The 22,268-nt window shown below is 34.9% G+C and carries 20 protein-coding genes and 1 pseudogene; 3 read left to right on the top strand and 18 right to left on the bottom strand.

What is annotated here, in order from left to right; translation table 11 throughout:
- Positions 1-314: 314 nt before the first annotated feature.
- Genes hemL through hemA form a run of 6 tightly spaced genes read right to left on the bottom strand, consistent with a single transcriptional unit; the run spans position 315 to position 6,539 of the window.
- A complete protein-coding gene (gene hemL / locus Q1A47_RS13670; protein WP_026681299.1) occupies positions 315-1,601 on the bottom strand; it encodes a glutamate-1-semialdehyde 2,1-aminomutase in 1,287 nt (428 codons plus the stop codon).
- A 34-nt stretch (positions 1,602-1,635) separates the two neighbouring features.
- Positions 1,636-2,616 (bottom strand): porphobilinogen synthase, encoded by a 981-nt coding sequence (hemB, locus tag Q1A47_RS13675; protein WP_166530554.1) that lies wholly within the window; start codon positions 2,614-2,616, stop codon positions 1,636-1,638.
- Positions 2,617-2,622: 6 nt separating this feature from the next.
- Positions 2,623-3,384 carry a uroporphyrinogen-III synthase gene (locus Q1A47_RS13680; protein ID WP_121605441.1) on the bottom strand — a complete coding sequence of 254 codons (762 nt, stop codon included), beginning with the start codon at positions 3,382-3,384 and terminating at the stop codon, positions 2,623-2,625.
- Positions 3,384-4,313: a hydroxymethylbilane synthase gene (gene hemC, locus Q1A47_RS13685; protein WP_121605442.1), complete on the bottom strand. Its 930-nt coding sequence runs from the start codon at positions 4,311-4,313 to the stop codon at positions 3,384-3,386. The genes Q1A47_RS13680 and hemC overlap by 1 nt, the downstream gene beginning before the upstream one ends.
- Before the next feature lie 20 nt (positions 4,314-4,333).
- Positions 4,334-5,152, bottom strand: coding sequence for a cytochrome c biogenesis protein (ccsA, locus tag Q1A47_RS13690; RefSeq protein ID WP_026681303.1), 819 nt, complete (start codon positions 5,150-5,152; stop codon positions 4,334-4,336).
- A 16-nt stretch (positions 5,153-5,168) separates the two neighbouring features.
- On the bottom strand, positions 5,169-6,539 hold the full coding sequence (gene hemA / locus Q1A47_RS13695) for a glutamyl-tRNA reductase (protein WP_166530553.1): 1,371 nt from the start codon (positions 6,537-6,539) through the stop codon (positions 5,169-5,171).
- A 251-nt stretch (positions 6,540-6,790) separates the two neighbouring features.
- Between hemA and Q1A47_RS13700 the strand changes: the two genes are divergently transcribed.
- Complete coding sequence (locus Q1A47_RS13700) at positions 6,791-7,273, top strand: LiaI-LiaF-like domain-containing protein (RefSeq protein ID WP_026681305.1); 483 nt, start codon at positions 6,791-6,793, stop codon at positions 7,271-7,273.
- A 63-nt stretch (positions 7,274-7,336) separates the two neighbouring features.
- Here Q1A47_RS13700 and Q1A47_RS13705 read toward each other — a convergent pair whose 3' ends face one another.
- The 8 genes from Q1A47_RS13705 to Q1A47_RS13740 all read right to left on the bottom strand — a co-directional run bounded on the left by Q1A47_RS13705 (position 7,337) and on the right by Q1A47_RS13740 (position 17,391).
- Positions 7,337-8,083, bottom strand: a complete 747-nt coding sequence (locus tag Q1A47_RS13705; protein WP_281414398.1) for an amino acid ABC transporter ATP-binding protein — start codon at positions 8,081-8,083, stop codon at positions 7,337-7,339.
- A 16-nt stretch (positions 8,084-8,099) separates the two neighbouring features.
- A complete protein-coding gene (locus Q1A47_RS13710) occupies positions 8,100-8,762 on the bottom strand; it encodes an amino acid ABC transporter permease (protein WP_026681307.1) in 663 nt (220 codons plus the stop codon).
- 93 nt (positions 8,763-8,855) lie between these two features.
- Positions 8,856-9,668, bottom strand: coding sequence for a transporter substrate-binding domain-containing protein (locus Q1A47_RS13715; protein ID WP_166530552.1), 813 nt, complete (start codon positions 9,666-9,668; stop codon positions 8,856-8,858).
- Between the two features lie 497 nt (positions 9,669-10,165).
- A complete protein-coding gene (gene yihA, locus Q1A47_RS13720) occupies positions 10,166-10,753 on the bottom strand; it encodes a ribosome biogenesis GTP-binding protein YihA/YsxC (protein WP_166530551.1) in 588 nt (195 codons plus the stop codon).
- The gene (gene lon / locus Q1A47_RS13725) at positions 10,734-13,070 is read right to left on the bottom strand and encodes an endopeptidase La (RefSeq protein WP_166530550.1); all 2,337 of its coding nucleotides are present in this window, start codon (positions 13,068-13,070) and stop codon (positions 10,734-10,736) included. Before lon ends, yihA begins: the two co-directional genes overlap by 20 nt.
- A gap of 246 nt (positions 13,071-13,316) precedes the next feature.
- On the bottom strand, positions 13,317-14,597 hold the full coding sequence (clpX, locus tag Q1A47_RS13730) for an ATP-dependent protease ATP-binding subunit ClpX (protein WP_026681311.1): 1,281 nt from the start codon (positions 14,595-14,597) through the stop codon (positions 13,317-13,319).
- 402 nt (positions 14,598-14,999) lie between these two features.
- Positions 15,000-16,286 (bottom strand): trigger factor, encoded by a 1,287-nt coding sequence (gene tig / locus Q1A47_RS13735; RefSeq protein ID WP_026681312.1) that lies wholly within the window; start codon positions 16,284-16,286, stop codon positions 15,000-15,002.
- Positions 16,287-16,410: 124 nt separating this feature from the next.
- On the bottom strand, positions 16,411-17,391 hold the full coding sequence (locus tag Q1A47_RS13740; RefSeq protein ID WP_026681313.1) for a tetratricopeptide repeat protein: 981 nt from the start codon (positions 17,389-17,391) through the stop codon (positions 16,411-16,413).
- Between the two features lie 581 nt (positions 17,392-17,972).
- On the opposite strand from Q1A47_RS13740, the gene Q1A47_RS13745 reads away from it, so the two are divergent.
- Positions 17,973-18,317 (top strand): hypothetical protein, encoded by a 345-nt coding sequence (locus Q1A47_RS13745; protein ID WP_166530549.1) that lies wholly within the window; start codon positions 17,973-17,975, stop codon positions 18,315-18,317.
- Between the two features lie 154 nt (positions 18,318-18,471).
- Here the strand turns inward: Q1A47_RS13745 and Q1A47_RS13750 are convergent, their stop codons facing one another.
- The gene (locus Q1A47_RS13750; RefSeq protein WP_166530548.1) at positions 18,472-18,948 is read right to left on the bottom strand and encodes a DinB family protein; all 477 of its coding nucleotides are present in this window, start codon (positions 18,946-18,948) and stop codon (positions 18,472-18,474) included.
- Between the two features lie 110 nt (positions 18,949-19,058).
- Positions 19,059-19,334, bottom strand: coding sequence for a hypothetical protein (locus tag Q1A47_RS13755; RefSeq protein WP_121605446.1), 276 nt, complete (start codon positions 19,332-19,334; stop codon positions 19,059-19,061).
- A 730-nt stretch (positions 19,335-20,064) separates the two neighbouring features.
- On the opposite strand from Q1A47_RS13755, the pseudogene Q1A47_RS13760 reads away from it, so the two are divergent.
- Positions 20,065-20,489 (top strand): annotated as a pseudogene (locus Q1A47_RS13760) (IS3 family transposase); the annotation flags it as partial.
- Positions 20,490-20,575: 86 nt separating this feature from the next.
- Here the strand turns inward: Q1A47_RS13760 and Q1A47_RS13765 are convergent.
- Entirely contained in the window at positions 20,576-20,983 is a 408-nt protein-coding gene (locus Q1A47_RS13765) for a helix-turn-helix transcriptional regulator (protein WP_051388316.1), read from the bottom strand.
- Between the two features lie 211 nt (positions 20,984-21,194).
- Positions 21,195-22,268: IS1182 family transposase (locus Q1A47_RS13770; RefSeq protein WP_299632376.1), on the bottom strand; the 1,074-nt coding region annotated here is incomplete at its 5' end.

Raw genomic sequence — 22,268 nt, forward strand, 5'->3', positions numbered from 1 at the left:
CAAACATTTCAAAATAACTACTTGGCTTAACGCAGTCATTGCACTGATTTTATACTTTCTTAACTTAGAACAAAAGCAAAAGCACTCGATTAGAAATATAGCAACTGGAGCGAGTTAACTAAGATAAAGGAATCACGGTAAACTTACGAACCGACGATGACTTATCGTAAGGTGATTCATGAAGTCGCCTAGTTTCTGGGCGCTGGAGCTGGACGCGGCTCACGCCCATATTTATCCACATGGGTTAACTTTTAATTTCCTAGACAATTAAAAAAGCTAATCTCCGTCGTGCAGAGAATAGCTTTTTATGATTGTTATTTAATTTTGGAAAATACCGTATGAATCGCGTTAATTGTTTTCTCAATATCTTCATCCGTATGAGCGGTTGATAGGAATAGGCCTTCAAACTGTGATGGAGGCAAAAATATTCCTTCTTCAATCATCCCTTTATAATATTGAGAGAAATAATCTAGATTGGAAGTCTGTGCTGTTGCGAAATTAGTCACATCTTCATTGGTAAAGAATACCCCAACCATAGAACCAGCACGATTAATATGCAATGGAATATTATATTTAGTTGCAGCTTGGGTGAAGCCTTCCACTAATTGGTCAACCTTCTTATTAATCTCCACGTAGGTTTCATTGGTTAGTGCTTTTAGTGTTTCAATACCTGCAGTCATCGCTAATGGATTCCCTGATAACGTTCCAGCTTGATAGATAGTTCCTGTCGGAGCAACTTTTTCCATTATTTCTCTTTTCCCACCATATGCACCTACAGGAAGACCCCCACCAATTACTTTTCCAAGGCATGTCATATCAGGAGTAACTGCAAAATGTCCTTGTGCACAATGATAGTCAACGCGGAATCCTGTCATAACTTCATCAAATATTAGAACCGTACCATTATTTTCTGTAATCGTCCGTAGCTCTTGTAAAAAGTTATTACGTGGAGGTACAACACCCATATTTCCTGAAACCGGCTCAACAATTACAGCAGCAATATCGTCACCAAATTGTTCGAAGGCATAACGAGTACTTTCCAAATCATTATAAGGAACTGTTATGGTGTTTTGTGCAATTGACTTTGGAACTCCAGGACTATCCGGTAGTCCTAGTGTTGCTACACCTGAACCAGCCTTTATTAATAAAGAATCGCCATGTCCATGGTAATTCCCTTCAAACTTTAATATTTTATCTCTTCCCGTGTAGCCTCTCGCTACACGTAAAGCACTCATCGTGGCTTCTGTTCCTGAGTTTACCATTCTTACCATTTCAATAGATGGAACACGATCAATAACGAGTTGGGCTAGTTCATTTTCTACTAAGGTAGGAGCACCAAAGCTTGTTCCCTTTTCTGCCACCTGCTTTAATTTCTCTACGACACGATCATCTGCATGCCCCAAGATAAGTGGTCCCCAGCTTAATACATAATCAATATACTCGTTTCCATCAATATCTTTCATTTTAGAACCTTTGCCAGATTGCATAAAAATTGGTGACATCCCTACAGACTTAAATGCGCGGACAGGCGAATTTACACCTCCAGGCATTAAATCAACTGCTTCTTTGTATGCATCGCTAGACTTGGTAAAGCTTTTCACAAATAATCACCTCTGTTTTTTAACTGATAAAATGCTATTTATTTAACCATTTTGCAACATCTTTTGCAAAATAAGTAATAATCAAGTCGGCACCTGCTCGTTTCATAGAAAGTAACTTTTCCATCACAAGCTCTTCCTCATTAATCCATCCATTCATTGCTGCAGCTTTTACCATCGAATATTCTCCACTAACATTATAGGCAACAACTGGCACATCAAAGTTATTTTTAACATCTCTTACAATATCTAAATAGGATAGTGCTGGCTTCACAATCAAAAAGTCTGCGCCTTCCTCTACATCGGATTGCGCCTCACGCATTGCTTCCAATCGATTTGCAGGATCCATTTGATACGTTTTTCTGTCGCCAAATTGCGGTGTGCTATCAGCTGCATCACGAAATGGGCCATAGAAGGCTGAAGAATATTTTACAGCATAGGACATAATCGGAATATTTTTATATCCGGCTTCATCCAACGCGCTACGAATGACTGTTACAAATCCATCCATCATGTTAGAAGGGGCGATTATGTCCGCACCCGCTTCTGCCTGTGATACAGCCGTTTTAGCTAACAATTCTAGTGATGCATCATTATCTACATCATGGTTATGAATCACACCACAATGACCATGGGATGTATATTCGCATAAGCAAGTATCAGCTAGCACTAACATCGAAGGAAGTGCCTTTTTAATTAAACGCGTAGCTTCTTGGACAATCCCTTGATCTGTAAATGCACCAGTGCCTTGCTCATCCTTATCCTTAGGTACACCAAACAACATTAATGCTTTTATCCCAAGTTGATCAATTTCTTTTACTTCTCCTAATAATAAATCCAACGATACTTGATAAACACCAGGCATAGATGGTACTTCATTTTTTATATTCTCACCTTCGATAACAAACAATGGATAAATGAGATCATTAGTGTGCAAATGTGTTTCTCTTACCAATGCCCGCATGGAATCCGAACTTCTTAGCCTGCGATGACGTGCAAACCCTTCTGTAGCTTTCATATTTATCTATCCTCTCTTTTGAATATCGTTTATCATACAAGTTATCATACCATCAATAGTAAATTCATTAGGTACTAATATAGATTGAAATCCCACTTGTTTTGCCCGTAGTTCAGTAGTTGTACCGATGCAGACACAGGGTATATGTGGTATGTGAGAAGTCATCTCTACAAATGCTTCAATAGTTGATGGACTTGTAAATGTAAGATAATCAAAGCTATGTTCTTCTAGAATGCTTGATAATTTATCTTTCATCACTTCATTGGAATAGGTTTCGTATACTACGAATGGTGTAAATAATAGATTTTCTGCTTCCAATCGTTTCGGCAAAATATCTCTGGAGCGATTACCTTGTATCAATAAAATTGGGCCAGGATCACTATATTTTTCCAAGAACTCGGTTGCCATCGTATCTGCATTATAGGCTGAAGGTATAAATTGGGCAGCATATCCAAATTGCTTAAGCTTTTCTTCCGTTTTCCGGCCAACCACTGCTATCTTTACTTGTTGCAAATGTATATCGACTTGATAACGATTGACAAGCTTAAAAAAGCAATCAACCCCATTTGAACTTGTAAAGAAGATCCAGGCAAATTTAGAGATAGACTGAAAAAATTCAAAATGATTCTCCCTATCTCTACAAGCAATGCGTAATAATGGAGCTGAAACAGGTTTACCACCTAAAGCCTTTATTTTCTCAGCAAATGATAGCGCCTTAGTTTGTTCTCGAGTGACGAGAATCTTCCTTCCTGATAATGGCAAGGACATTATTTGTCTAGCTCCTCTTTTACTTTTTCAATAATTTCCTTTGCACCTTGATTCATCAGTCTCTCAGCAGCTTCTTTCCCAACTAATTCTGGATCTGTTCCACGAACAACTTCCTTCAAAATCGTTTTCCCATCAGGTGTACCTACAAGCGCGGTCAAGATTATATCATCGCCTTCTAAATATGCGTAGCCACCAATAGGAACTTGACAGCCTCCTTCAAGAAGATGTAAGAAAGTTCTTTCTGCTGTCACTGTACGCGTTGTAGATGCATCATTAATTTTAGAAAGTAATGCACGAAGTTCTTGATCATCTTCACGACATTCGATAGCTAAAGCGCCCTGTCCAACTGCAGGAACGCAGACATCTGGCTCTAAATATTCTGTAATTAGTTCTTCACTCAAACCGACACGTTTGAGCCCGGAAACAGCTAAAACAATCGCATCATAATCTTCTTCCTTTAATTTTCGAATCCGCGTCTCTATATTTCCTCTGATCCACTTAATACTAACATCTGGACGTGCAGCTAATATTTGTGCCGCTCTACGTAGACTACTAGTACCAACAATCGCCCCTTTCCTTAAATCATGAAGCATAACATTCCCTTCCGAAATAAAGGCATCACGATGATCCTCACGCTCTGGAATGGTTGTAATCACAAGACCATCTGGCATTGTAGCTGGCATATCTTTCATACTATGTACAGCTAAATCGATTTCTTTATTATACATAGCTTGTTCAATTTCCTTAACAAAGAGTCCTTTTCCCCCTACCTTTGATAAGGTAACGTCTAAGATGCGATCACCTTTTGTTACAATTTTTTTTACTTCAAACTCATTTTCAACTCCAGCTTGTTTTAATCTGTTAATCACCCAATTCGTTTGCGTTAATGCTAGATTACTTTTTCTTGACCCAACAACAATTTTACGCACTGTAACTTCCTCCTTAACGACTAAAAGTGAAAATTTGATAAGGTGCTAAATAAAAAGAAATTAATTAATAAAATAAGAAACGCTGCGGTATTATACATTGCTGTCACCTTACCTTTATACCCTTTTAGTAATCTTAAAATCAAGTAAATGATATATATAGCGAGTACAAAGAAAGATCCGATCGTTTTCAAATCAAACCAGTAGAATTCTGCGTTTGACACATATGCCCATACTACACCTAAAATAATAGCAATTAGTAATAATGGAACACCAATTGTTACTGCTTTAAATGAATAATCATCAAGTCTATTTAAATCCCCAAATCTCCACATCCATTTAAAGCCTTTTTTCCGCTTCAGAAGCTGATATTGAATGATATACATTAACGATAATAGAAATGAAAATGTAAAGAAACCATAGGAAATGATGGCAACCGTGATATGAGCAACTAATATCTCATGAACAAGCTGGATACCATGTGTTTCTAAATTTGCCTGTGCATCCAATAGTAAATATAATAATAAGATAAAAAAACTGAAGACATTTGTAAAAAAGACGATAAAATGAATAGGAAATAATTTGTTCGCAATTAACGAAATCGTAACTAAGACCCATGCATAAAAAAACAAACTATCATTTAACGTAATGATTGGAAAGTTATGTTCGATTAGTACTTCGTACAATAAAAAAACGGTTTGTATAACCCAAACCACACTAAGCAACCAGAAGGCAGCTCGATTGACCTTCCGGTTGTCCTGAATAAAATCGATAAAATATCCAATCAAGCTCAAACCATAGATAATCAGTATGAATTCATAAAGCCATTTTAGTTCAATCATACGTGAAATCCTTTCATTATAAAGTTGTTATCTTATCCAACAACGGAAAGGATACCTCTTTCTTCTTGATTGCTGTAACCGAATCATTTTTTTTTGCCTGCTTTGCATATTCAGCTTGTACCTCATCTTCAATTCCAAAAATATCAATGAATAACTGCAGTGTGTCATCAGCATTATGACCAGCAGCTAATTCCTTTACTTGCGTAACAGGTTCTTTCAGAAGTTGATTAACAATGCTTTTAGTATGCTTGTTAATAACTTTCTTTTCTCTTTCTGTCAAATCAGGAATTTTACGTTCAATGCTTTTTACCGTTTCCGCTTGGATGGAAAGTGCTTTTTGCCTTAAAGCCGATATTACTGGAACTACACCAAGTGTTTTAAGCCATTCTTTAAATGATACAATCTCAGCTTCAAACATTAACTCAATTTGTTCGGCAGCATTTTTTCTAGCTTCTAAGTTTTCATCCACGATATGCTGCAAATCATCAATATCATATAGGAAAATATTATCCATCTGACTAATAGCAGGATCTACGTCTCTTGGTACAGCAATATCAACTAAAAACAGTGGGCTACCCTTACGTTCTTTTTGTACAGGTTCAACCATGTCTTTCGTCAGAATTACGGAATCTGAACCTGTTGAAGTAATTACAATATCCGCACTTTTTAATACATGTGGTAAGTAATCCATTGATTCAGATTGTGCAGAAAATTTTGTTGCAAGTACTTCTGCCTTTTCCTTTGTTCGATTAACAACTGTAATTTGCGTTGCGCCAGAGCCTTGGAGGTTTTTGGTAGCAAGTTCCCCCATTTTCCCTGCTCCTAAAATGACTACATGTTTATGTTGTAAGCTGCCGAAGATTTTTTTTGCTAACTCTACTGCAGCATAACTAACAGAAACTGCGTGTTCGCCTATAGACGTTTCCTTTTGTACTCGCTTACCAAATGTAATAGCCTGCTTGAACAATTCATTAAAAATGGTACCTGTTGTTTCCATTTTTTGAGCAGTTAAAAACGCTTGTTTTACTTGTCCCAAAATTTGTGTCTCACCTAAGACCATGGAATCTAGCCCTGTGATTACACGAAATAAATGCTCCATCGCACCATCATCTTCTGTTATTCGTAAAAAGGGTGCGAACTCGTTCTTATCTACTTGAAACCAGTCCGCTAAAAATTGCTTAATATAATAGCGGCCTGTGTGAAGTTGATCAACTACAGCATAAATCTCGGTACGATTGCATGTGGAAACAATCACATTTTCCAGAATGCTCTTTTGTTTCTTCAACGTAACCATAGCATCATGAAGATCTTCTTCTGAAAATGCAAGCTTCTCCCTTATTTCTACAGGGGCTGTTCTGTAATTAAACCCAACTTTTAAAATATGCACACTATCTACCCCCAAAAATCCTAGCTAATCCATACGTACTTTAAATAGAAAGTTTTACTTAATAATTAGTATAAACTAAAACCTTTGCTAATTTCCATTATAACATGATTATTTATTTACAATTTCTTTAAATGTGAACATAATCTGAAACAATATGGTAGAGTAATTATAGGATTATTAACACGAATGTACTTTATCATAATGGCATAAAAGAAGCAAGAATCTGAAATGCAGCTACATGAGGTGAAAGCTTGAAAAAACAACAAACTTTAACTGCTTATTTACTAATTGGTATCGGTGTGTTTTTTCTATTACAACAATTAAACATCCCCATACTATCTAATTTTTATTCATGGCAAACAATAATCATTCTAATTGGGCTTGTATTACTTATCCATAGCTATGTTACAAAAAGTTATCAAAATTTATTTACTGGTACAGTAATCTTAGGATTAGGTATACATTTTTATGGGATTGCTTATTATTCCTTTTGGATAGATCATTGGGCCATGTATCTCCTTATCGTGGGTATAGCATTTATCATCCGCTATTTACATACGAAAGAGGGAATCATTCCTGGTTTATTACTTATTGTTTTTGCTATTATTATGCTTTTTTCTATTCAACTGCCGGTTTGGTTTAATTGGATCTATATCGTTGTAGAATATTTAGAACGATTTTGGCCAGTTATTCTTATTGTCTTAGGCTTGTATCTATTGAAAAGGAAAAAGTAAGTCTAGCCTAAAAAAAAGACATCTGCATTAGTTTAAGCAAATGTCTTTTTTTCATACGTTGTTTTATAATACAGAGCTCAGAAAGGCCTGTGTCCTTTTTTCTTTTGGATTATCAAATAATTCATTTGGGCTGCCAACCTCAATAATTTTACCTTCATGCATATAGACAGCCCAATCAGCAACCTCACGGGCAAATCCCATTTCATGTGTTACAACAACCATAGTCATCCCCTCTTCTGCCAATTCCTTCATTGTTGCTAAAACTTCTCCCACCAATTCAGGATCTAGTGCGGAAGTTGGTTCATCAAACAGCATGACATCCGGTTTCATTGCTAATGCTCTAGCAATTGCCACACGTTGTTTTTGACCACCAGATAAAGTGGAAGGATACACATCATACTTGTCTCCTAAACCAACTTTCTCTAATAAATATTTCCCTTCTTCTATTGCCTCCTGTTTCGTTTGTTTTTTAACCTGGATGGGAGCCTCGATAACATTCTGCAACACCGTCATATGTGGAAATAAATTAAAGTGTTGAAACACCATACCTACTTTTTGTCGTATTTTGTTTAGATCATGGGTATTCTTTTCAATTTGTTCTCCCTCAATGATTATTTGTCCACTGTTTTTTATTTCTAAAAAGTTCAAGCAACGAAGTAGCGTGCTTTTACCAGAACCACTAGCACCAACTAGAACGACAACATCACTTTCCTTTACCGTTAAATTTATATTCTTTAAAACATGTAAGTTGCCAAATGATTTATTTAACTTATTAACTTTAATCATTTCTTGGTTGTTCAATGTATCCATTTCTTTCCTCCTCTAATTAATCACTACGTGCGAGCTTTTTCTCAGTTAGATTCACCACATAGGTTAGAATGAGTACAATCAAGAGATAGTAGATTGCTACAGTTAAATAATATGGTAGATAATCAAAGCTATTCGATCCCATCGTACTTGCTACTCCAAATAAATCCTGCATTCCAATAAAAGAGACTAAGGAAGAATCCTTAATACCTATGATAAATTGATTTCCCAAAGAGGGAACTGCTCTGCGAAAAGCTTGCGGGAGAATAATTCTTCGCATCGTTAATCCTCTGCTCATCCCCAGTGAGCGACCAGCTTCACGTTGTCCTTTATCAATTGACTGGATAGCACCTCGGATAATTTCAGCAATATAAGCACCACTATGAAAGGCTAAACCGGCTGCTCCTGCCCAAAACATTGGTATAAGTAATATATCAGTAAGACCATAAAAAAGAATAAAAATTTGCACAATAAGTGGAGTACCTCTTACTATCCAAATATAAGCATCCGCTATCCATTGCAGTATTTTTATATTTGAAATCTTCAATATTGCAAAAAACAAACCAATGATAAAGGCTATTAATAAAGAAACAACAGATAGCTTAATCGTTATCCATAGTCCATCTAAAAATACATCTATGCTCCCTGTAAAAATCTCAAAAAAGTGTGTGATTGCTGACAAATCATATTTCCCTCCCTTAAAGATGGAAGTGTGCGCAACTTTTTGCGCACACTTGTAACCTTCTGTATCCTATTCTATTATTCAACAAACAGCTTAATCCACAGTTTCTGGTTTTTGTGTAATGTCACCACCAACCCATTTTTCAGAAAGCTCTTGAAGCTCTCCATTTTCCTTCATTTCCTGTAATGCCTCATTAACCGCCTTTAATAACGCATTATTGTCTTTTCCAATAGCAATCGCTTGTTCGCTTACTCCAAGCTGACCTCTATTTTCTATTTTTAACCCATTATCAATCGCAGTTATTCCCGTGACATCGTCCGTTATGACAGCATCATGATGCCCTTTTGCCAAAGATTGTAAGGCTACTACATCACTATCAACCTGTGGAATGTTATCTGTATATTCCGTTGCCATTTCGATATATGTCGTTCCTCGCGCAACAGAAACCTCTTTGCCTTCAAGATCCTCAGGTGCTTGAATTTCACTGTCTGGCCTAGTATAAATTACTGGACCTGAATAATAATAAGGTTGGGAGAAATTAACCTGCTTTAAACGTTCCTCTGTTATCGTATGACTGGCAACCGCTATGTCGTACCTTCCTTCTGTAACTCCTGTAACGATCCCAGAGAATTTTGCACGCTGTGGATTGGGTTCTAATTCTAATTTATTAGCAATTGCCTTACCAACAGCAATATCATAGCCTACCATCTTCGTCCCCTCCATGTAACTGAAAGGTTTAAATTCTCCAGAAGCAGCAAATGTAAGCTTTCCATCCTCTACAAGCGAGAAGGCATTTTTTTCACTTTCTGAATCACCCTCTGATGAAGTTGAACCTTCATCTGACCCACAAGCAGCAAGAAACAACATTAATAAAAAGACAAATATTGTAATATTCAGTTTTTTCAACAGGTAAACACCCTTTCTAATTCTTAGTGAATTGCTCAGAAGAGATCGCATTTTTCTTAATTGCGCACCAATAAGTAAAATTATAACAATGTTATTGATTAATCACCAATTGGCTATAGGCGAGTCTCATATCTTTAAAGAACAAATGAATATTCTATCAGGTTATAACTCTATTTCTCTTACACATACCCATAAATACTAAGTTATACTCCTGAATTCTAAAAATTTAATATTATTTCATTTATTGTTTATAATAAAGATATTTTAAACTTCCTTTCCTGTAGGAAGTTTAGTAGGACATCCCTTTTTGCAAAAATGAAAGTGAAGAAGTTCGTTTTATTATTCGGAATCGAGGTTCTATAGACCTTGTTCGAGCTTTCGTTTCCCTCTTACTATAACTTCTAAATAGAAATAGTGGGCAAAATCATCCGTTCGATGACTTTACCCACTTATCTTCGTGTGTTTATCTGAATTTCTTTTGTCTTACCTGCATTTATCTATTGACCGATATGATTCCTAATAATTGACCATGCCTGATCCTTTCCCTCTCCAGTTTCGGCTGAGAAAGGTAATAAAACATCATCTGATTCCATTTGTAGTACAGACTTTGTCCGTTTGATATGTTTGACACGTTTACTTTTAGGTACTTTATCCAATTTGGTTGCAATTACAATGACTGGTAACTTATAATGTTTAAGATAATCATACATTTGAATATCATCTTTTGTAGGTTCATGACGGACATCCGTAATAAGAAGGACTGCTTTTAATGATGAGCGCTTTTCGAAATACTCCTCCATCATTTTACCCCATTTTTCTCGTTCCTTTTTTGATACTTTTGCATAACCATAACCAGGAACATCTACAAAATAGAAACCATTATTTATCTTATAGAAATTAAGTGTTTGTGTTTTACCTGGTTTAGAAGAAGTTCGAGCTAAATTTTTTCTGTTAATTAATTTATTAATGAAGGACGATTTTCCAACATTAGATCGCCCCGCCAAGGCAATTTCTGGGAGGTGATCATTTGGGTATTGTTTTTCACTTACAGCACTAATTACTATTTCAGCGTTTATTACTTTCATTCTTCTCCCCCACTAACGCGTGTTCTAATACTTGATCTAAATGACGAACAGGTATAAACCTTAAATCATTCCGAACACTTTCAGGAATGGATTCAATATCTTTCTCATTTTCCTCTGGAATGATTATCGTTGTTATACCTGCACGATGAGCACTTAAAGACTTTTCTTTAAGCCCACCAATCGGTAATACTCGTCCTCTTAATGTAATTTCTCCAGTCATTCCAACTTCCTTCTTTACCGCTCGTCCAGTTAACGCAGAAACTAACGCAGTTGCCATCGTTATACCTGCGGATGGACCATCCTTAGGGGTTGCGCCTTCAGGAACATGTATATGAATATCACTATTTTCATGAAAGGAAGGATCTATATTTAATTCCTCGGATCGAGACCGTATATAACTAAATGCTGCTTGAGCGGATTCTTGCATAACATCACCGAGTTTTCCAGTAAGTGTCAATTTCCCTTTACCAGGATAATGAGATACCTCAATTGATAACGTGTCTCCCCCAGCTGCAGTATATGCAAGACCTGTTGCAGTCCCAATCTGATTCTCTTGCTCGATTAACCCGTAACGGTACAATGGTTTTCCTAATAGTGTTTCAATACTATTATTAGTAACAATTACACGTTTCTTCTCTTCGGAAATAATAATTTTAGCTGCCTTTCTACAAAGGGTAGCCAATTGTCTTTCTAAATTACGTACTCCTGCCTCTCTAGTGTATGTACGTATTAATTTTAAAAGTGCATCATCGCGGATTTGTAAATTACTTTTCTTCAACCCATTTTCTTTTAACTGCTTCGGCAATAGATGCTGCTTCGCTATATATTGCTTTTCGACTTCTGTATATCCGGCAATAGAAATTAATTCCATTCGATCTAATAATGGCTCAGGAATATTATTTACATAATTTGCTGTTGCTACAAATAGTACATTGGAAAGGTCATAAGTCTCTTCAATAAAATGATCACTGAAATTGCTATTTTGCTCTGGATCAAGCACTTCTAACATTGCAGATGAAGGATCACCACGGAAATCATTTGACATTTTGTCTATTTCATCTAATAAAAAAACAGGATTTACCGTTTTTGCCTTCTTCATTCCTTGAATAATCCTACCGGGCATGGCACCAATATAAGTGCGTCTATGTCCTCTTATTTCAGCCTCATCCCTAACTCCTCCAAGGGAAATTCGAACGAAATTACGGTTTATTGATCTAGCAATGGATTTTGCTAATGAGGTTTTCCCAACCCCAGGTGGTCCAACTAAACACAATATAGGTCCTTTTATTGAATTGGTTAATTTTTGTACAGCTAAATATTCTAGTATTCGTTCCTTTACCTTATCAAGACCATAATGGTCTCTATCTAATATTTCCTCTGCATATTCAATTTCGATCGTATCCTGTGTTTTTTCTGTCCAAGGTAATGATAATAACCATTCTAGATAGTTGCGGATTACAGAACTTTCAGCAGAACTTTGTGGTACTTTTTCATACCGGTCTAATTCTTTCCATGCCACATCCCTAATATTATCTGGCATATCTGATTGATCAATTTTTTCTTTTAACTGACTTACCTCACCTGACTTACCATCTTTTTCACCTAATTCTTTTTGAATAGCTTTTAGCTGCTCACGTAAATAAAATTCTTTCTGTGTTTTTTCCATAGATGTTTTTACACGTTGTCCGATTTTCTTTTCTAAATCAAGGACCTTCTTTTCATTTGAAATTATTCGAACTAACTGCTTTAATCTATCCTTTACATTTATTGTTTCTAATAGCTCTTGCTTTTCTTTTATTTTCAAGGATAAATGCGAGGTAATCATATCCGCTAATCTCCCAGGTTCTTCAATATCGGAAACGATGTCGAAGGTTTCATGAGTGAGTTTTCTAGATACTTTAATGTATTGCTCAAATTGGTTTAACAGTGAGCGCATGAGGGCCTCTTCCTCATGATAGTCAGTTTGAATATCTTCTAACTTTTTGATTTCGACCACGAACTCTTCGTTTTGTTCCACATAACGGACTATTTCTCCACGATAAAGTCCTTCAACTAATACACGTATTGTTCCATTTGGAAGCTTTATCATCTGTTTAACCGTAGCTAGCGTACCTGTAGAATAAATATCTTTTGGCTCTGGCTCTTCCAGCCTGTCTTTTTTCTGTGCAGCGAGAAAGATTTCCTGATCATCCATCATTGCTTTCTCTAATGCTGCAATTGATTTAGCACGACCCACATCAAGATGTATTACCATAGATGGAAATACTAAAAGTCCGCGTAAAGGAAGGAGGGGAAGCTGCATGTTTTCTTTTGTCATGATATGTACCTCCAAAACTATGTAATCAATATTTCACATTTTTTCATATGTGCTTAAAGTTTATATAAAAGTCTTAAATTTGTAAATCAATATATCGAATTTGTTTTAGTTGCTATTCTTATGATTCGCTTGCTCAAGATAAATATACAATTCAGTCATGAAAAGAGACTGACTTGGTTACATGAAAACGTGTAATAAAGTCAGTCTCCTTAACATCAGTATTCAACTTAGATTTAATGGTAGGTGTTATGCACTTTCTCGAGGATGCTTCTTATTACCTTCTGTAACCGTACCATCCCTATACACTAATTTAGGGCTTCCATTTTCATCTTGAACAGTTTGTTCAGTTATAATACATTTTTCAATATCTTCTCTTGATGGAAGATCAAACATCACATCGAGCATGATACCTTCAATGATAGAACGCAAGCCTCTGGCTCCTGTCTTTCTTTCGATTGCCTTTGCCGCAATTTCTTTTAATGCGTTTTCTTCAAATTCCAATTCAACATCGTCCATTTGGAATAGCTTCTCATATTGCTTTACGAGAGCATTTTTCGGCTTTGTCAATATTTCCACAAGCGCTTCTTCATCAAGCGGTGTTAAGCTTCCGATCACAGGAATTCTTCCAATGAATTCAGGAATTAATCCATATCGAAGTAAATCTTCTGGAAGAACTTTAGCAAGTAACTGTCCCATTTCAAGCTCCTGTTGTCTTTCGTTGGCACCAAAACCAATAACCTTTTCTCCTAATCGACGTTTCACTACTTGGTCGATACCATCAAACGCTCCACCTACAATAAATAATATATTGGTTGTGTCAATTTGGATAAATTCTTGGTGGGGGTGCTTTCTCCCTCCTTGTGGAGGTACACTCGCTACTGTCCCTTCCAGAATTTTTAATAGTGCTTGTTGAACACCTTCTCCAGAAACATCACGTGTAATTGATGGGTTTTCTGATTTTCGAGCAACTTTATCAATCTCATCAATATAAATGATACCTTTTTCGGCTTTCTCCACATCATAATCTGCTGCCTGAATTAGTTTAAGTAAAATGTTTTCCACATCTTCACCTACATAACCAGCTTCCGTTAAGGATGTAGCATCGGCCATTGCAAAAGGGACATTAATGATACGAGCTAATGTTTGTGCTAAAAGTGTTTTACCACTTCCTGTTGGCCCAATCATCGCAATGTTACTTTTTGACAGTTCCACATCGTCTACTGTGCTTTTCGGTGTATTAATTCGCTTGTAGTGATTATAAACAGCCACAGATAAATTTTTCTTGGCTTTATCTTGACCAATTACATAATCATCTAATATTTCACAAATTTCTCTTGGCTTCGGGATTTCTTTAAGCTCTGTTTCTTCTTCCGTGCCCAATTCCTCTTCAACAATTTCAGTACAAAGCTCTATGCACTCATCACATATATAAACGCCCGGTCCAGCAACTAATTTACGAACTTGATCCTGGCTTTTACCGCAGAATGAACATTTCAATTGTCCTTTTTCTTCATTAAATTTAAACATCATTTTCACCCCTAAAAGTTTAAATCTACTCCTAAGCTTTTCTTCGTTAGGTTTCAACTTTATAGTCATCATATCAGATCAAAATTAAAATACAAAATAATAAACCTTTTTAAAAGGTTTTTGCTACCCATGTCATCCATTTTCTTCAATGATCTGACATAACCATCAATCATTTAATCATAAAGCTACATATTACCAAGCATCCCATATTTACTTGGAATTTTCAATTTAAAAGTCAGTACATACTATTTATACTATATGTTAGTTCTCTAAATAAAGTCGCTTAATTTATAATTCACCCAAATTCTTTGAGAGTAAATAATGGAAAACAAGGTGCGAACACATCGCACCTTGTTTTAGTATTTGCCTTATCCTACAGTATATAAACCTATCCAATCAAGATTAAACTGTTTTGCTTTGTTCTACAAGGAAATCAATCGCTTTTCTCATTTTCAAGTCACCCTCGATTGCATCCGTATTACCGCCAAGCATTTGCTTAAGTTGTTCTACTTCAGCACCATACATGGATGCCATTTTTTCAAGTTCTTCATTTACATCTTCTTCTGAAACTTCAAGATTTTCCTCATTCACAATAGCTTCTAGGGTAAGATTTGTTTTTACACGTTTCTCTGCGTCTTCTCTCATTTGTTCCTTCAGTGCAGCTTCATCTTGACCAGAGAATTGAGAATACATTTCTAGAGTCATTCCCTGCATTTGCAGACGTTGTTCAAACTCTTTAACCATTTGGTCAAGCTCCGTATCAACCATTGCTTCTGGAATATCCATTGCTGCATTCTCACTAGCTTTTTCAATTAATGTTTCGCGTTTTTTGTTTTCTGCATCTTGTTTCTTTTGTTCTAAAAGCTGCTCTTTTTTCTTACTCTTCAATTCTTCTAGTGTTTCAACTTCATCATCTAAATCTTTAGCAAACTCATCATCAAGTTCAGGTAATTCTTTATATTTTACTTCATGAATTTTCACGTTAAAGGTTGCTTCTTTACCAGCAAGCTCTTCGGCATGATAATCTTCTGGGAACGTTACGGTAACCTCTGTTTCGTCACCTGTTTCCTTTCCAATTAATTGTTCCTCAAATCCAGGAATAAATTGACCAGAGCCGATCTCTAAGGAATGACTTTCACCTTTTCCACCTTCAAAAGCTTCTCCATCAACAAAGCCTTCGAAATCAATAACAGCTGTATCGCCATCTTCAATTTTTCCTTCTTCTTTTATTACTAATTCTGCATGGTGTTGACGCTGATGCTCTAAATCATGATCAACATCTTCATCTGTAACCTCTACAGATTCTTCTTCCACTTCTAACCCTTTATAATCGCCAAGTTTCACTTCAGGCTTAACTGTTACTTTAGCAGTAAATACAAGTGGTTGACCTTTTTCAATAGTTTCAATGTCTACATCTGGTTGAGCTACTGGCTCAATGCCTGTTTCTTCAACTGCTTTCATATAAGCATCAGGAAGTACAATATCAACAGCATCTTGATATAATGATTCTACACCAAATCTTTTTTCAAAGAGTCCACGTGGAATTTTACCCTTACGGAATCCAGGAATTTGCACATCTTTGGACACTTTCTTAAAAGCTTTATCCAATGCTTTGTCAAATTCTTCAACACTTACTTCTATCGTAAGTACTCCTTCATTTCCTTCTTGTTTTTCCCATTTCGCTGACATAAAAATTCCCTCCAAAATCTATTGTGTCCTTCATTTTACACGTTCATTACTAGATAATGATCTAAAAATACAACCATCTTATTATAACATAATTGCATGTCCTTTCAAGCATTTAAAGTGATTCTTATTCCTCAATAATACTTGCATAAAGTGTTTCACACAGCTCAATTTCTTCTATATAATATTTTACTTTCTCATTGTCATCCTTAGAAGTCATTGTATGTATATTTAAATAGTCAGAACCTACCTGCTTTAATGCTTTTGCAATATATTCAGCATCTTCTTCTGGAGGAACTGACGGATATCTAACGTACATATAATGGTGTATTAATTTATAAAGCAATTCAAACATAGAAGGATTCGTTTGTTCAAGCTCACTTATAATAAGTAGAATTTGCTTCGTTACAGGAAGGCTATGTATTTTTCCAATATCACTTGGTTTAACCGTCATTTGTTTATCCCATTTATGTATCTCAACAGCATCCATATCATTTACTTCCTGTAACCACATAAAAATAGCTGACTTGATTACAGGATGGATATCCTTATTTAATAATAAACTGCGGATTCTTTTTGTCGGTTGTGTTTTCAGCTTACGTAAATCCTCAATGAGCTGCCACTGCCTTTTATAATCATCTGAGGAAATGGCTTGCGTTAGATCATCCAAATAAGCTGACGCGTGTTCTACATTTATATCCGCCTTCATTTTACTACTCATATCATATAGCTGTTGAAATTGTTCCTGCATGATAGGTGGAACTGCATTTGTAGCGAATTCAAAATCCACTTGTTCCATAAGTAGATCATACTGATTTGTTTGGAATAGAATGGTTAAGTAAATATGTAAATAATGATAATAATGTGCATCTTTTCGTTTTAACAATTCTTCACATATATCTTGTGCCTCTTGATGGCGACCAAGCTCCATCAAGCAAATAAGTTTACCACTTATGATTTCATAGCTATCTACTTGATAGCTTAATAATTTATCTAATTTCGATAGTGCTTCTGCATATTTCTTCTCTTTGAGAGCCGTTAAGCTTTCCTCTTCCAAAATTGTTCTCCATTTTGGAAAAAGAATGACGTTCTCAGGTAGCTGCTGCATCATCTTCCTCCTTTCTGCAGTTTTAGTATTTATATATAAGATACTAGATATACATTCCCTAAGCAAAGTAATTTAAAACCAAATTTATAAGCAAAGTAATTTCTTTATCAAAATTTATATATATTAAAATAAATCTATAAATATAAATTTATTAAGACGAAAAATTCCAATTTCATTGATCTCTTATTCTTTACCTTCGATTTAAATGAGAGGTACTGTTCGGTACTTACGAAAAAACTACTATGTCATCTCAATCCTAATTCCCTCTACGATGTGTTCCATTCATATTAACAACAGACTTTCAAGTTTACAATATAATTTTTTAAATTTTATATTGTATTTTATTGTTACTTATTTTATTGTTGTCATGTATTGTATGATAATTATATCGGATAATTACCTCTCAGTTTAAACGATACAATTTAGGCAGCTATTCTTTTCATACTGATTTTTTGCGATTCTAATTCTAGTATTTGCTTCAATGAGGCTCAATACATAACTCATTTAAAATAGATAATTTAACTTAAAATCTTGGCATCGATTTACTATTTAAAATCACAGGAATAGAAGGAGTATATAGGTTGAAAAAATTTGTAATCATAACGGCATTCTTTCTCTTCTTCTTATTACTTGTACATAATTACTATTCTAAACCCGGATATTTTGGTTTAATACATCTAGATAAGAAGGAAGATAAACAAGGACAATATATGTTCACATTTCATAAAGTTGGAGATACGGAAAAGGTAACATTAGACTTAAGTGACTCTAAGATATTAATTAGAAATGAAGAGGTTATACCAATCGCTGAAAGCTGGAAGGATATTAAGGAAGACAATACGTATCATATAAGCATGGAACAAAATAGGTTTCCATATAATAAAATTTTCGATACTCATACAATTGAAGTTTTCTATATGGATTGAGTAATGTAAGGTAATTCTGTCCTCATCAAACTTAGAAATAAGTATAAGAACACTAAACCGTTATTTACTATAAAAAAAGTAAAGCACCAAGCCTTAAGACTGGATGCTCTATCCATATCATTAATCCTTATACGCATATATTTAAAGAGCATTTTTATATGTAATAGTCTTTTTTCATTTTTCTCAAGTAAGCTATTTGCCCTATATGGTAAGCATTATGTGTAGCAGCGTTACTAATTAATCCCCACCACTCAGCTTCGACGGGAAAGCCTGTTACCCCCATATGTAAACTATCTTCTGTAATTATGTCCTGCCAACGTAAAAGTACTTCCAATAACCGACCTTTAAGCAGCTTAAAACTATCATCCCTTTTTACAGAAAAACTTTTTGAATTATTGTCCAAGGACGTTACGGCATTAAAATTACGCTGTTCATATCTCTGTTGCCATACTTCATTCCAATAAATAAGGTGTTGCACAATCTCTGCTATACTATGACTTTGATCATCTGGCTTCCAAAATGCATCCTCTTCAGATAGATTCTCAACGGACTCCTCAAAAGAAACATACCAGCTTCGATCATTTGCATTTGCTAACAACTGATCTAAGAGAACTGTACTTGCTTGAACCATGTAAACACCATCCCTAACTATAAATATGAAAACCTAACCATTTAAGCTCTTTAATCATATTTACTTTCATTATAAATAGCATACACTCACTACAATAAGTATAATAGTCATTATTCCACTTGCTTCTTAAAAGTACCTACCAGAAGGAGAATGAGCCCTAATAGGAAAAATAACGGAAATAAGTACCATATAATCAATGCCGCCCAACCATTTTCAACAATCCTTGCATATGTCAATCCGATCGCAAAGGATAAAAATGGAGCCAGCACTGTCATAACCATGATTCCGAAGTAGATATATTTTCTTTTTATTGACTTACCTTTGCTAAGTAAATAAGTGGTAACCAAACTTAAAAGTGAAAGTAAATAGCCGAAGCCGATTGCCATAATGAAGCAAACTCTCTTGACTAAATTCAATCGATTGAAAAACTCATTCGGTCGATTAAATCATGTGAATTTTCCGAATATAAAATAAGCAGTATTATAAAATATTATCACGTTTTTACTACTTACGTTACATTATACTGTATTTTCACTCAACATCAAATACTTTTTACATAGAACACCAATAACATATAATGATTCAGCTATTTCAAAACTTAATCCTCCTATCGTCTTTTTTCTAGATATTACCATAAATAAGTGGACTTTGGACTCAATTTATAGAATAATTGAATTATATAAATTTGTTTTAAAGGGCGGTATTCAACATGGATTTTTTATTTACAGTGGGAGGCATTTTAGGTATAGGTTTTCTTATTTTATTACTAGCTTACATGAATGTTTTAAAGAGTGAAAACAAGAAAAAATAAGCCCCGACTATTTAGAATGTACCATACAGAGTAGACACTTTAAAAATACTACTCTATAGGGTACTTTTATGTTTAATGGGAAAACTAAAATGAGTAACAAATTATTTACAGAAAAAGAAATTAAGATACGTTCACGTTATCCATATGTTAAATCAGTTAGTGAGGAATTACTTATACAGATGAATTTAAGCGCATTTTCATTACAGAAAACAAATAAGAAAAGTTTCCGAGAGATATTTGTAGAGTATGGTTTTGATATAAGTATACTTGGAATAGATCGTATTAAATCTGCTGATAATAGATGGTCTTATTTATTTGATGGCAGTGGGAAGAAAGCATATTTATCCACCATTAAGGATGGATCAACAAATGAATTGCTGGTATATAACGTTTCTAGTAGCCTTGCATTAGAATGGCAGCAGATATAATCCGGAAATCAAAGGAAATTCCAAGAGTAAAATTAGCAAAAGACGCATTTATATCAAGGAAGGTATTACTAATGAAATATAAATTAGGACAATCTATGTCACGACGAGGAAACTGTTAGGATAACGCCCCTCAAGAATCGTTCTTTGGTGATTTTAATGATGAAGCTTATATAACACAGTGTGAAAATTCAGAAGAAGAAATAAAACAATACATGATTTATTACAATAACTATAGATATCAATGGGATCTTAAAAAGATGACTCCAGTGCTATACAGAAGTCATCTTTTGGATGTAGCATAGTCTTTTTTTTACATGTCCTTGACAAAGAGTACATTTCAAATTTTAGTAAGGACTTTTTATTTTTGAAAAAACAAGGATATGTATGGTTATTTAAATCGAATAGCTGATTTAATTGACTTTAATAAATCATCAAAAAACACCATGCATAAAATTCCAAGTATCATTAAATAGTCGGGTGAATTCTCAATAAATATGCTAATAAAGAGTATAATTATTCCTATATAAAAACCTGGATCAGATAATTTTTCAAAGTACTCTTCTTCATCAATTGTAATTTTGTCTTGTAGATCTTTATCCTCTCTAATTAATTCATCAAGCGTTACTTCAAATATATCACTGATTCGAATTAGATTAACAATGTCTGGATATCCTTTATTTGTTTCCCATTTATATACAGCTTGGCGAGATACATTTAATTGTTTTGCAAGGTTCTCTTGAGATAGACCGTTTTTTTCTCTCAAACTTTTTATTTTGTGTCCAAATGAAATGTCCACACTAATCCCTCCTTGAGAATAGATTACAATAAATTTATTTTTTGTGAAATAAACGTAAGGTTGCAAATGCCAACTAATAGTTTACATAGAGATATGTAGTAGTAACAACCCTTAATTTTAATGAGGGCTTTTCATTAATCAATTCCTAGAAAGAAGTTGATTAAATTTACTGAGTTAAAACAGCTAATACAGGATATTATTGTAATACCAATCAATGGCTATATAAGTTTATGAACAAGATAAAAAGCTTATTGCTTACAAATTGAAACAAAAAAGAAGGGGCTGGGACATAACTAGCCTGGAGAAGTAAAAAAGAGATTCCAGTTATCAAAAATAGATAGCTGGAATCTTTTTCATTATCATAAATACATGAATTTTGTGTTATGGCGGTGTACTTTCTTAAGTTCACCGCCATAAAGGCAAATCCTAATTCATTTTCCACTTTCGAATTGCCTCTCACCGACATTCGAGTGAAACGCAAATTGGCCTTCAAAAATCCGAAGACAGGTTCTACATCTATTTTTCGTTTACCATAGATTTTTCCTGTTTCTTCTTTTGAAAGCTGCTCTCTTATATATGCTTTTTGCTGTTCCCATTGAGCATTGTAATAAATCTTTCGATTCCCTTTTGCTTTGGTACAATGAACGCGTAATGGACATCCCGAACAATCTTCACATTCATAGACACGAAAGGTTCGTTTAAATCCGGCTTTATCTGTTCGATTCGATAGATATTGAAAAGGTACTTTCTTTCCATTTGGACAAGTAAAAAAGTCTCCGTCTGAATCGTAGTCCCAGTTGGATACATGGAAAGGATTTGTTTTATATTTCTTTTTCTTTTCCATCCGATAGGAATTATAAGTAATCAGTGGCGTTCTTTTTCTATGAAGTACATTACTGTAATTTTGTTCACTACCGTAACCTGCGTCGGCGACAATATGCTCGGGCAATTGAAAGTACCTATCTTCAATACTATCGAGAAAAGGAATAAACGTGCGAGTATCCGTAGGATTTGGAAATACATCGTAGGCTAATGTGTATTGACCTTCGGTCGCAATTTGTACATTATAACCTGCTTTAAGTTGACCATTTTTCATATAGTCATCTTTCATTCGCATAAAAGTGGCATCATGATCTGTCTTAGAATAACTATTGCGATCGCCTAAGATTGCCATATCTTTTTGATATTTGTGTTTACGAGCTTCAAAATCTTGGAATTGTTTACGGTATTGCTTGGGTTCTTTTCGTTCGGAACGAAGTTGTTTGCGTTCTTTTGCTTCTTTGCT

The organism is uncultured Virgibacillus sp. (assembly GCF_947495635.1).
GTDB lineage: Bacteria > Bacillota > Bacilli > Bacillales > Amphibacillaceae > Virgibacillus > Virgibacillus salarius.